Below are 12,386 nucleotides of genomic sequence, written 5' to 3'. Positions count from 1 at the left end.
ACGCCGGATAGCCCTCGGCGTTTTTGAAGGTGCGGCCGTCCACCGTGAGGGTGGCGGGGCAGTCCACCTTGGAATCCGGGGTCATGCCGTTGCGGAACATGGCCAGCGAGTCAACGATCTTGAAGATCGATCCCGGGGCGTATTGGCCCAGCATGGCCGTGTCGTAGCCGTTGCTGCCCGGCCCGGACGCGGCGGCCAGGACCGACCCGCTGGAGGGCCGGAGGGCGACGATCGCCGATGCCGGGCCTACCTTGGCCAGGATGTCCTCGGCCAGTTGCTGAAGTCTCGGGTCCAAGGTGGTCTTCAGCGGGGTTCCAGGCTTCATCGCTTCCTGGAAGAGGACGCGGCGGCCGCCGTTGAGCTGGGCCTTGCGTTGTTCCGCGGTGAGGCCCGCCGTCTGGGCGAAGACCTGGACGCCGTCGGTGCCGCGCAGCTGGGCGTCATACTGCTGCTGCAGACCACCGGTGCCCGTGATGTCACCGGCCTGGAGCGAACCCCCGGATTTCTCGATCTGTTCGGCGCTGGCCTCAGCCGCCGTGCCCAGCAGTGCGCGGGCGAAGGTGCGGGTCGGCGCCAGCGGCAGGGAATCGGCGATGGCCCGAGCGCCGGGAACCGCCGCGATCTGCTCGTCCGTGACGGTCCGGCCGTCCTGGCGCAGGGTGATGGCGGCGACAAACGCTTCGGGGCCGGCGGCCTGCACCTGCTGGGTGAACCCGGCGGGGTCGGCGCCCACCAGCTGCGCAAGCTTGGCGGCGGAGGCGGCAGGGTCAGCCGATCCCAGCCGCGGCTTGTCGATGCCGACGTGAACCACCGGCCGGTAGGTGACCAGCTTCGCGTCGCCGGAGCCCAGGATCTCGGCCCGCTGCGGAGCCTCGGTTGAGGTACCGAGGACCTCGTTCTCGGCGAGTTCGGGCACCAAAGTCGCCGGATTCCATGCCGTCAGCCATTTGTCGCCGGACTTCTTCAAGTGCGCGGAGGTGGTGTATTTCCATTCGGCGGCGCCGATCTTCCAGCTGTAGTTCAGCGGGACCGTCGCGGTGCCGGCATCCAGCGTCAGTTCTCCGGTTTCCACGGCGGGCTTCGCCGGGTCCAGCCCCTTGAACACCGCCTTGAGCTGTTCGTTGGCGGCGGCGGAGTCCTTCCCGTCGAACGGGACGGCGCCGACGTCGAGTGCGGCAACCGCGGACGCGAACCGCTTCGCGGCGTCCTGCGCGCCGGTCCGGCCGTCGTCGCAAGCTACCAGCGAAGCGCCGAGGATGAGGCCAACCAGGCCAAGTGAGAGCTTTTGAATATTCCCCATTCGCGTCATTATGCCCTGTACCGCGGACTACCCCGTGTCACGGCAGGCCCCACAGCCGTGACAGGCGCCGGCGTCAGCCCCGGCGGATGATCCGCCGCTGGGTTGCCACCGCGATCGCGGCCGTGCGGTTGTCCACGCCGAGCTTTCCGTAAATGTGCACCAGATGCGTCTTCACGGTCGCCTCGGAAATGAACAACTGCCTGGCGATGGCACGGTTTCCCAGGCCGGTGGCGAGCAGTTCGAGCAGCTGGATCTCCCGGCTGGACAAGGCCGGCTGGGGGTTGCGGATCCGGCCCAGCAGCCGCGCGGCGACTTCGGGGGCCAGCGCCGTCTGCCCGGCAGCGGCACCCAGGACTGCCTCGCGGATTTGCTCCGGCGGCGCGTCCTTAAGCATGTAGCCGCTGGCGCCGGCCTCCACTGCGGCGAGGATGTCCGCGTCGGAATCAAAAGTGGTGAGAATCAGCACCGGCGGGGCCGGGGTACCGGCCTGACCCGCCTTGATCCTCGCGGTCGCGGTGACCCCGTCCATGCCGGCGCCCATCTGCAGGTCCATCAGGACGACGTCGACCGGCTCGCCCAAGGTGTGCAGCCGCGCCAGGGCGGCCAGCGCGGCGGCACCGTCGGCGGCTTCCTCGGCAACCTCGATGCCCTCGAAAGCCGTTAACATGGCCCGCAGGCCGGCCCTGACGACCGGGTGGTCATCGACGAGGAGAACACGGATCTTATTCACTGCTCCTCCTTCCGGTCCGCGCCGGTGCCGGCTGCCGACGGCGCGAGGTCCTCCAGCGGCAGCCGGATGGCCACCACGGTCCCTTCCGCCGGTGCGGACTCGACGTCGAGGGTCCCGGCCAGGGCCGCAACCCGGTCCCGCAACGCCCTCAGGCCGTAGCCTGATCCGTCGGTCCGGGCCCGCACCGCCGAGGGGTCGAAGCCGGTGCCGTCGTCGAAGATATCCATCGCCACCTCGGTGCCCAAATAGGACAGGGTCACGACTGCGGTGCCGGCGTTCGCGTGGGCCACCACGTTGGCGAGGCTGGCCTGGGCGGCCCTAAGCAGGGTGGTCCGGTAGGGGATGGGCAGCTCCGCGCGGGTTCCGTCGATTTCGAGGCGGCAGCGCAGGACGGCGCCCCGGGCGGCCGCCTCCGTTTCGGTCTGGGTGCACAGCCTGCGCAGGCTGTGCACCAGCGAGCTCCGCTCCAGTTCGGGGGACTGCAGGCCACGGACAAAGTTGCGGGCCTCGGCCAGGTTGGCGGCTGCGGTTTCCTGGACGGTCCGGAGCCGGCTGCGGGCCGTCTCCGTGTCCCCGGCGGCCAGCGCTTGCTCGGCCGAGCGTCCCATCAACACGATGCTGGAGAACCCCTGGGCCAGGGTGTCGTGGATTTCCCGGGCCAGCCTGGTCCGCTCCGCCGCGGTCCCGGCGTCGCGCTGGCTGCGGGCCAGTTCGGCGCGGGTGCTGCGGAGCTCTTCGGCGGCCAGCCGCTGGTTCTCCGCCTCGCGGTAGAGCGCACGGTATGCCAGCCCCGTAACGACGGCGAACCCGGCGCCGAGGGCAGGGCCGAGCATCATCGGCAGTTGCGGGGGGTTCCCGGCCGGGCCGCCGTTGTGGAACCACAGGGCCGTGATCACCAGCAGCGTGCTGGCGGCAATCGCAGCCAACGCCGGCCCCCGGGGCAGCACGTGCAGTTGCAGGAAGAACAGCGGGAAGGCGAGCCAGACGAAGTCCGCGCTGCCCGAGACCAGCAGCAGCCAGAGCAGGCACACGGCGGCCAGCCACGACCCGGCGTAGGGGCCGGGGTTGAAGCGGTCGGGCCGGGCCGAATGGCGTTTCTCCAGGACAGTGCCAGCCAGGTAGACGCCCGCGAGGCACAGGGCAACGGCCAAGCGGAGCCAGGCCACGCCGTGGACCCCCGCGGCCAGCAAGCGGACCACCGCCACGAGCAACAGCACGGCAAATCCCACGTGCAGRCTGACCCGCAGGACCCGCAGGACCAAGGCGGCGCTGGCGGACTCGCTCCCCGCTACGCTGTCTCTGCCGTCCATGGGTTCAGCCTAGCGCCGGGACCTTCCCCGATCGGCCGGAAAGCGGCGCGGGCCGCCCACAATCAACCATTTGGTTGATGGGTGCGCCCACCGGCCGCGAAGCTTGGGGCGGCCGGCTAAAGACCTAGCGCCGGGACCGGCAATCCGAATATGTCCTTCAAGGCATGTTTGGCCGCGTGGAAGCCGGGCATCCCGGTCACTCCCGGCCCCGGCGGTGTGGAGGAGGAGCAGAGATACAGTCCGGAAACAGGTGTCCGCCATGGCACAGGACTCAGCACCGGGCGCCGGAGCACCCCCCGAAGATCCATCGCTCCCGCGCTGAAGTCGCCGCCGACGTAATTCTCGTTGTAGTCCGCCAGCTGGGCTGCAGTCGTCACCCGCCAGCCAACCACCAGATCCCGGAAGCCCGGCGCGAAGCGTTCCAGTTGGTCCATCACCGCACCCCCCATGTCCACCGTGGAGCCGGCCGGAACGTGGCAGTAAGTCCAAAGGATATGCCGGCCGGCGGGGGCGCGGTCCGGGTCGAAGCGGGAAGGCTGCGAGACAAGGACGTAGGGCCGTTCCGGATGCAGGCCCGCGGCCACCAGATGCTCCGCCTCGGCGGTTTCTGCGCGGGTGCCGCCCACGTGGACGGTACCGGCGTCGGCGAGTTCCGGTGCGGCCCAGGGCACCGGCCCGGACAGGATGAAGTCGACCTTGCAGGCGGCGTTGCCGAAGCGGAAGGACTCCAGCGCGCGGCGGTACCGGCGGGGAAGCCGGCTGCCGGCGATCCGGAGCAGTGCCGGCGGAGCAACGTCCAGCAGCGTGGCCCGGGCCGGGGGCAGTTCCGCCAGCGCACCAATCCGCACGCCGGTCTCCACCACCCCGCCGTGGGCCTCAAGATCCGCAACCATCGCCGCGGCGATCGCCGCGGAGCCGCCGATGGGGATCGGCCAGCCGCCGGCGTGGCCCAGTGCTCCCAGCAGCAGTCCGGCGGCGGCCGCGGGCAGTGTCGGCAGGGGAGCGACGGCATGCGCGGCGACCCCGCTAAGCAACGCGGGAGCCAGCTCTTCCCGGAATCTCACGCCCCAGGCGCGCGTGCCCTGTTCGAGGGTCCGCAGTCCGAAGATCGCGGCCGCCAGCGGCTGCACCGGTACCCGCAGCAACTGGTCCAGAGCCACCTCGGCCACGCCGTCCAAACGGTCCAGCAGGGGCGCCATGAGGCGCCGGTAAGCGCCGCCGTCGCGCCCGAGGGCCTCAACTGTCCGCTCCAGCGACCGGTATCCCAGCGCGGCGCGCCCGCCGTCGAGAGGTGCCCCGTGCGAGAGTTCGGGGACCTCCAGCCGGACCCGTCGGGACAGCTCGAAGCCCTGGAAGAACGGTGAAGCCAGGGCCATCGGGTGCACCGCGGAGCACACGTCGTGGAAGTGCCGGGGCTCGATGAGTTCCGCGGTCCGGAGACCGCCGCCCACCGAGTCGGCCGCCTCGTAGAGGTGCACTGCCAGCCCCGCCCGCGCCATGGTCACCGCGGCCGCCAACCCGTTGGGGCCCGATCCGACGACGGCGACGTCAGGGACCGGCATCAGGCGTCAACATTGGCGCGCCGCCACGGCAGCACGGACGCGGAAGGGCGCAGGACGTCCAGACGCAGCCAGTCGGCGGCACGGTCAAACGGGCCGCCGTGCGGATCGTCCTCGCCGTGCCGGCGGATGACGTCGTAGCCCGGGTCGCAGATGTCCCACACCACACGCGCCATGAGGTAGCCGGTGGCCAGCATGTGCGCCAGGACTGCCAGCACGTAGTAGGGCATGTCGATATTGTGCTGGGTCGGGCCGCCGCTGGTCACCTGGCCCAGGTACATCCAGATGGCGGCCCAGTGCAGCCCCTCGATGGCCTGCCAGATCAGGAAGTCCCGCCACCTGGGCCGGGCCAAGGCCAGCAGCGGGATCAGCCAGATCACGAACTGCGGCGAGTAGACCTTGTTGGTGAGGATGAAGGCGGCGACGATCAGGAACACCAGTTGGGCCAGCCTGGGGCGGCGCGGCGCCGCGAGGGCCAGGACCGCTATCAGCACGCAGGCTGCCAGGAAGACGTTCAGGGCCAGGCCGTTGATGGTTTCCGCGTCCAGTGGTTTCCAGCCGAGCCTTCCGGCCACCAGGTTGTATGCGAACCAGGGGGAGCTGTACCCCGCCGGCCGCGACTCGGTGAACTGGTAGAAATACTTCCAGCCGGCCGGGTCGCCGGCGGCCGCCGGGAGGTTCACGGCCAGCCAGGTCACCGCGGCCGCGCCGGCAGTGACGAGGAAGGCCCGGATCTTGCCGGTGCGGAGGGCCAGCAGCACGACGGCGCCGAGGATCAGCACCGGGTAGAGCTTTGTCGCGGCGCCAAGGCCGATGAAGAGGCCGGCGAGCAGCAGTTTGTCCCGCGCGAAGAAGTACATGCCCAGGGCCAGCAGCCCGACGGCCCACATGTCCCAGTTGATGAAGCCGGCGAGGACAATACCGGGGGCGACGGCCACCATCGCGGCGTCCCAGGCCCGGCGTCGTGCGGTGCGGGCGGTGGCCAGCACCGCGACGATCCAGACGGCGACAACCAAGGTGGCGTTGACGTCGAAGTAGGCCAGGATCCGCGAGTTGCTGACTCCCTCGCCGGGCACCAGAAGAGCCGTGGCGCCGGCGATGAAACCCATCAGCACGGGGTACTCGAAGAAGCTCCCCGCGGTGACGAAGGGGAAGTCCCCATCGCCCAGGCCGCGGTTTTTGAATAGTTCGGCGAAGTCGGAGTAGCAGGTGGCATAGAACTGGCCGGGGGACTCCCAGCCGTTGCTGCGGCAGTAGCCCTTCAGCAGAATCCCCAGCAGGGCCGCGAGGACGGTGAGCAGGACAAGGACACGTTCCACGGTGAAGAGCCCGGGGGAAACGATGCCGGGAGCCGTGCGGCGGCCCAGCGGTCCGCCGATGACTTCGGTGAAGTTCCGCAGCAGCAGATCACTGCGGCTGGGGACGACCAGTCGGGTCCGCTTGCGGTGCTCCGGCCGCGCTGTCTCCTGCATGACTCGAGCTTACCGGGGCGGCCGGGCTCTCCTGCGGCAAGACCGGCGCGGAAACGGGGCTGCCGAAATGCCGGAGGCGAAGCGGAGCTGCGAAAGCAGCGGCGACCCCAGCCGCCAGGACGGTGGTTGATGGGGGTCGGTCGTTAAAGCAAGGAGCCCACGCGCCGCCGCGTGGGCTCCTTGCGGATTTGCTTGGCGGAGTGTCATCAAGTCCTCCTTCGACGGGCGCAGGCCCTGCCGGGTTAAGGCCGGGACGGCACGTCATCAGCGGATGTTTCCCAGCCGGTGCATGGCGAGGAAGATGTCTTCGCGCCGCTGCTCAAGCAGTTGGGCGTTGAACTGCGTCTTTTCCCTGCGCTCCGGCCTGGGATTGAAGATGCGAATGTTCTGCAGTCGTCGGATCATGGTGGTCACCTCCTCCTGGGGTCTCGGTGGGGACGTTGATTCCGCGGGTTCCCGCCGGGCGGCGGAAGCGGCGGTTGGACTCGCTGCGATAGTCACGGTTGCCTTTCTTGGTTGAAGAAGTGGAAAGAAATTGGGCATGACAAATAGAGCCTTGTAAATCAAATAAGCTGCCCGAAATTGGGCGCGGAATAGTCCGGCTCTAATGAGGTGGTTTCGCAAAGCGAAAGAATGGCCCCTGCCCGCAACGGCGCCGCAGCCCCAACAAGAAGCTGGGTTCCGAACTATGGGGGTGCTGCGCACCTGGGGTTACTGCGCAACCGCGAGGGTTCCGCTGGGTCCGACTTCCGTGCCGGCCGTCCCAAGGGCGGCCTGGCCATGTTCCTGCTGCGGCGTCAGGCCGACAGCGGAGGAACTAGCAGGCGGGCAGTCCGACTTTCGGGCGCGGGGCAGCGACAGAGGCCGGGGTGGCGGTGAGGGTGTACATCCATCCGCTAGTCAAAGTATTCATTTTCCCAACCTCCTTTTCTGTTCTGCCGTGGCTCCGGCTGACTGCCGGGCGACGCGCGCCGCGTCCCCGGCAAGTCGCTCTTGGGGACACGAATAAAAATACACCACAAATGCGGCGCTTGACCACTAAATCATAAGAATTCTCGGAGAAACTTTTTTGCGGGAGAGTTTATAGACCCCAGCGCACGACGGCGGGGGTCTTTTTATCCCAGCCGAGCGTGCAAACTTTCGCGGTCCCAAGTACGAAATGCCGGCCCTCATGCGCGGCCAATCCGAGCCAGCGTGCGGTAAGGATTCGAGAGAAGTGGCCGTGCGCGACAATAAGCACATTGTCCAGTCCGGATTCCAGCACCCGGGCGACGATCTTGTCCGCGCGGGCGGCGACGTCGTCCAGTGTCTCCCCGTTGGGCACGCCGTGGGTCCAGATCAAGTAGTCGGGGTTGTCCTTGCGGATCAGATCCGAACTGATGCCTTCGTAGTCGCCGTAATCCCATTCCACCGCCAGGGGTTCCAGCTGGGCGTCGGGGAAACCTGCCAGCTCGGCAGTCCGGCGTGCGCGGCGCAGGGGCGAGGTCAGCACCAGGTCGAAGTCGACGGCGTCGAGCACCTTCCGCGCCTCGACGGCCTGCTGCTCGCCTTCCACCGTGAGCGGGAGGTCGGTGAGGCCGGTGTACTGCCCACTCTTGGACCATTCCGTTTCACCATGGCGCAGGATCCAAAGCTGCGGGCGGGGCGGGTTGGACGGTGCAATCACTTAGGGCTCCTCAGTTGGGGACAAATCGGCGGCGGCAGCCTCGGGCTGCGCCGCCCACCATTCGTGCAGCTTGGCTTCGGCCACGGCGGACTCCAGCGGGCCGTGTTCCATCCGCTCCTCCAGCAGGAATTTGTAGGCCCGGCCCACCACGGGGCCCGGCTTGATTCCCAGCAGCGCCATGATCCGGCCGCCGTCGAGGTCGGGACGGACGGCGTCGAGGGATTCCTGCTCGCGGAGGGCGGCGATGCGCGCTTCAAGGTCGTCATAGGCGAAGGCGAGCCGCTCGGCCTTGCGCTGGTTGCGGGTGGTCACATCCGACCGGGTCAGACGGTGCAGGCGCTCCAAGAGCGGCCCGGCGTCGGTGACGTAGCGCCGGACGGCTGAATCGCTCCAGCCTGCCTCGCCGTAGCCGTAGAAGCGCATGTGCAGCTCCACCAGGCGGGCCACGGCCTTGATGGTGTCATTATCGAAACGGAGCGCCTTCATCCGTTTCGATGTGAGCTTGGACCCCACCATGTCATGGTGACGGAAGCTCACCGCGCCGCCGGCCTCGAAGCGGCGCGTGGCGGGCTTACCGACGTCGTGCATGAGGGCGGCGAAACGCAACACAAAGTCCGGGCCGGGCACGGGGCCGTCGGCACCGGATTCGAGTGCCGCGGCCTGCTCCAGGACCTGCAGCGAGTGCTGGTACACGTCCTTGTGGCGGTGGTGCTCGTCGGACTCGAGACGCAGGGCCGAGACTTCGGGCAGCACGAACTCCGCCAAGCCGGTCTCCACCAGCAGGTCCACACCGGTGCGGGGCCGGTCGGCGCAGATGATCTTGACCAGCTCGTCGCGCACCCGCTCCGCGGAGATGATCTTGATCCGCTCGGCCATGCTGGCCATCGCCTGCCGAACGTCCGGGTGAACCGTCACGCCCAGCTGGGCCGCGAAGCGGGCGGCGCGCATCATCCGCAGCGGGTCATCGGAAAAGGAGTCTTCCGGCGAGCCTGGCGTGGCCAGCGTGGAGGAGTGCAGGTCCCGGACCCCGCCAAAGGGGTCCACCAGTTCCATCGTCGGCAGCCGCAGCGCCATGGCGTTGATGGTGAAGTCCCGCCGCAGCAGGTCATCGGTGAGTGACGCTCCGAACGCCACCACCGGTTTGCGCGACTCCGGATCGTACGCCTCGGCGCGGTACGTCGTGACCTCAATTTGGAACCCGGCCTTGCGCATGCCGATCGTTCCGAAGGCGCGCCCGATCTCCCAGTAGGTGTCCGCCCACTTCTTGATCAGCGCGACCGTCTGGTCGGGCGTCGCGTCGGTGGTGAAGTCCAGGTCCGGCGAAACCCGGCCCAGGAACAAGTCACGCACGGGTCCGCCCACCAGGGAAAGTTCATGCCCGGCGTCGACAAAGCGCTGCCCCAGCTCAAGGACCACCGGATCTACCTGGAAGTCGACGGTGTGGGGGTCAGTCTGCTGATGTGGGTGCGCCATAGTCTCTTAAGCTTGTCAGAATTCCCGGCCAGCGCCACACCGGGAACCGTCCGGGATCCCCCGCCGGTCCGCGGCCCTTGGCGGCAGGGGCGCCAATCCGGTTTTCCGCCGGCCACTTTCCTGTCATGTTTAGGTCATCAAGTCAGGGCAACTGTAGTTAGAGTGGACTTTATGGCCCATCCCGTACCGAGCGCTCCCGGCAGGAGGACAAACGCACCGTTGCCCTCGGCAATCGGTGCCAATGTCGCGCCGGCCCAGCACCCGGGCCAGGGTTCGCTGCCGACCGTGGAGGAAATCTCCGCCGGCGGCGTCGTGGTGGACACGTCCGACGCCGAGCTGCGGGTTGCGATCATTGCCCGCCTCAACCGGGGCGGCCGCCTCGAATGGTGCCTGCCGAAGGGCCATCCGGAAGGCAAGGAAAGCAATGAGGAAGCCGCGGTCCGTGAAATCGCGGAAGAAACCGGGATCGAGGGCAAGATCCTGGCGCCGCTGGGCAGCATCGACTACTGGTTTACCGTCAGCGGACACCGGGTCCACAAGACCGTCCACCACTATCTCCTGCAGTCCACCGGCGGGGACCTGACCATCGAAAACGACCCGGACCACGAGGCCGTGGATGTCGCCTGGGTTCCCATCCACGAACTGGCCCGCAAGCTCTCCTTCCCTAATGAGCGCCGCATCGCGGACCTCGCCCGGGAAGTCCTGCCCGAACACCGCTGAGTCTGCCGCCTACGGCGCCGGGACGCCGGTCCGGCCGGGACCCGCGCCGTACCGGCGGCCGGATTGCGCACAAAGGCGCGCCCGGGTGAGACGATGAAGACAATGTCTGCCGCCACGCCCTCCCCAGAAAAGCCAGCCCCCGCCGGGGCCGCCGCCGCCCCGGCGGCCCAACCCAGCGAGGCACGTTCCAGCGCCGTGATGGCTGCCGGAACCCTGGTTTCGCGCTTCCTGGGTTTCGGGAAGACCTGGATGTTGGCAGCGGCCTTGGGTCTCGGTTCCACCGTGACCGACACGTTCATCAACGCCAACAACCTGCCGAACCTGATCTTCCTGCTGGTGGCCGGCGGGGTGTTCAACGCCGTCCTGGTGCCCCAGATCATCAAGGCCAGCAAGGGTCCGGACCGCGGCGCCGACTACATCAGCCGGCTGCTGACGCTGGCCGTTGTGGTGCTGCTCTCGCTGACGCTGCTGGTCACGCTTCTGGCCCCCTGGGTGATCGAACTGACCACGCAGGGCTACTCACCGCAGCAGAAATCGCTGGCCGTGTCCTTTGCGTTCTGGTGTCTGCCGCAGATTTTCTTCTACGGCCTGTACGCCCTGCTCACCCAGGTCCTGAACGCCAACGGCGCCTTCGGCCCCGCCATGTGGGCGCCGATCCTGAACAATATTGTCGCGATCGCCGGACTGGGCATGTTCATCTGGATTCTGGGCGCAAACGCCAGCAACCCGCACACGCTGGACAACTGGGGGCCCTTCCAGACCTTGCTGGTCGCAGGGTTCTCGACGATCGGTGTGGTCGCGCAGACCGCCATCCTGCTGATCCCCGTCCTGCGGCTGCGGCTGGGCCTCCGGCCGCGCTTTGGCTGGCGCGGCGTGGGTCTGGGGCAGGCCGCAAGGTTGAGCGTGTGGACGCTGGCCACCGCCGCCGTCGGGCAGCTGGCGTTCCTCTACGTCATGCGCATCGCCACGATCCCGGGGGCCGAGCGCCTCCGGCTTGAGCGAGCGGGGGACCACGCCGCAGCGGCAACGCTACCCGGCAACGCCGTGCTGGAGGTCGCCAGCCAGCTCTACCTGCTCCCGCATTCCATCATTGCGCTCTCGCTCGCCACGGTCCTGTTCAACCGGATGACCCGCGCCTCCCAGGACGGCAACCGGGCCGAGCTGCGGCGGGCGCTGTCGCACGGCCTGCGCACCATGGCCGTCGCCACGGTTTTCGGGGCCCTGGCRCTCTTCGCCCTCGCGGGCCCGCTGGGCATGTTCTTCTCGGGCGAAAACCGGCAGGACGGCGTCATGCTGGCCCAGACGCTCACCATCCTGGCCCTCAGCACCCCGTTCATGAGCGCCAACTTCATGATGTCCAGGGTCTTCTACGCCAACGAGGATGCCCGAACACCGTTCTTCATCCAGCTGGTGCTCGCCATCGTCAATGTCGTGGCGGCCTTCTTCATCCAATTCCTGCCCTTCGACCGGATCATTTTCGCCATCGCCCTGCTCTACACCGGCGGGAACATCCTTTCCGTCGTGGTCAGTGCGACCTTCCTGCGCCGGCTCCTCGGGCACCTGGACGGCCCGCGCGTGGCCAGCTCATACATCCGGATGGGCTACGCGGCGCTCGGCTCGGCGTTGGCCGGCGCCGGTGCACTGTGGCTCATGGGCAGCTACAAGGCCGATGGCTTCGCCTGGAGCAGCCGACCGGCGGCCCTGGTGACGGTCGTCGTCGTCGGGCCGGTAATGCTCGCCGTCTACCTCGTCCTCTTGAAGGTCCTCCGGGTCACGGAACTGCGGGATCTGCTGCAGCCCTTGCTGGGCAGACTGCGGCCCGCTCCTGCTGAGGCCCCGGCACGCGCTACCACTTCGGTGGATACCGGTCTGATCCCCAGGATCTCCGGCGAGTTCGACGCCGCTTCCTTCCGTGCCGGCCCGGAACTGCGTGGCGAGGACGCCGCGGACTGGGGAGTCGACGGCGGCTACCTCCCCGAAGAAGAGCTGCCGAGCACCGCCCAGGGCAGCCAGGGACGGGCCGAGATTCCCCTGCCTGGCCGGCGGACCTACCAGGGCCAGGCCGGCCACAACCCATACTTCCCGTTCGGCCGGCGGAAGAAAAAATGAAGTGCTTCTGCTTCCGGTCACCGGGATCACACGGCGCGGACACTGCA

10 protein-coding genes are annotated in these 12,386 nt (G+C 68.3%); 2 read left to right on the top strand and 8 right to left on the bottom strand.

Translation table 11 applies throughout. From position 1 onward, the window contains the following. From AB4Y86_RS03195 to AB4Y86_RS03160, 8 genes are all read right to left on the bottom strand, one after another. A partial coding sequence (locus AB4Y86_RS03195) for an NTF2-like N-terminal transpeptidase domain-containing protein (RefSeq protein WP_441400005.1) occupies positions 1-1,300 on the bottom strand: 1,300 nt, incomplete at its 3' end. 73 nt (positions 1,301-1,373) lie between these two features. Then, entirely contained in the window at positions 1,374-2,030 is a 657-nt protein-coding gene (locus tag AB4Y86_RS03190; protein WP_441400003.1) for a response regulator, read from the bottom strand. Further along, positions 2,027-3,340 (bottom strand): sensor histidine kinase, encoded by a 1,314-nt coding sequence (locus AB4Y86_RS03185; RefSeq protein WP_441400001.1) that lies wholly within the window; start codon positions 3,338-3,340, stop codon positions 2,027-2,029. Before AB4Y86_RS03185 ends, AB4Y86_RS03190 begins: the two co-directional genes overlap by 4 nt. 116 nt (positions 3,341-3,456) lie before the next feature. Next, the gene (locus AB4Y86_RS03180) at positions 3,457-4,902 is read right to left on the bottom strand and encodes a phytoene desaturase family protein (RefSeq protein ID WP_441399999.1); all 1,446 of its coding nucleotides are present in this window, start codon (positions 4,900-4,902) and stop codon (positions 3,457-3,459) included. Beyond that, the gene (locus AB4Y86_RS03175) at positions 4,902-6,371 is read right to left on the bottom strand and encodes a glycosyltransferase family 87 protein (RefSeq protein WP_441399997.1); all 1,470 of its coding nucleotides are present in this window, start codon (positions 6,369-6,371) and stop codon (positions 4,902-4,904) included. The genes AB4Y86_RS03180 and AB4Y86_RS03175 overlap by 1 nt, the downstream gene beginning before the upstream one ends. A gap of 264 nt (positions 6,372-6,635) precedes the next feature. Further along, positions 6,636-6,872: a hypothetical protein gene (locus AB4Y86_RS03170; RefSeq protein WP_441399995.1), complete on the bottom strand. Its 237-nt coding sequence runs from the start codon at positions 6,870-6,872 to the stop codon at positions 6,636-6,638. Positions 6,873-7,452: 580 nt separating this feature from the next. Further along, complete coding sequence (locus tag AB4Y86_RS03165; protein ID WP_441399993.1) at positions 7,453-8,037, bottom strand: histidine phosphatase family protein; 585 nt, start codon at positions 8,035-8,037, stop codon at positions 7,453-7,455. After that, positions 8,038-9,510 carry a CCA tRNA nucleotidyltransferase gene (locus AB4Y86_RS03160; protein ID WP_441399991.1) on the bottom strand — a complete coding sequence of 491 codons (1,473 nt, stop codon included), beginning with the start codon at positions 9,508-9,510 and terminating at the stop codon, positions 8,038-8,040. It lies immediately after the preceding gene. Between the two features lie 171 nt (positions 9,511-9,681). On the opposite strand from AB4Y86_RS03160, the gene AB4Y86_RS03155 reads away from it, so the two are divergent. Both AB4Y86_RS03155 and murJ read left to right on the top strand, forming a co-directional pair. Beyond that, complete coding sequence (locus tag AB4Y86_RS03155) at positions 9,682-10,230, top strand: NUDIX hydrolase (RefSeq protein WP_441399989.1); 549 nt, start codon at positions 9,682-9,684, stop codon at positions 10,228-10,230. A 102-nt stretch (positions 10,231-10,332) separates the two neighbouring features. Beyond that, positions 10,333-12,339 (top strand): murein biosynthesis integral membrane protein MurJ, encoded by a 2,007-nt coding sequence (gene murJ, locus AB4Y86_RS03150; RefSeq protein WP_441399987.1) that lies wholly within the window; start codon positions 10,333-10,335, stop codon positions 12,337-12,339. Positions 12,340-12,386: the final 47 nt, after the last annotated feature.

This window comes from Arthrobacter sp. 2YAF22_2, from assembly GCF_052114645.1.
Taxonomy (GTDB): domain Bacteria; phylum Actinomycetota; class Actinomycetes; order Actinomycetales; family Micrococcaceae; genus Arthrobacter.
This window is presented reverse-complemented; position numbering and strand designations above follow the sequence as displayed.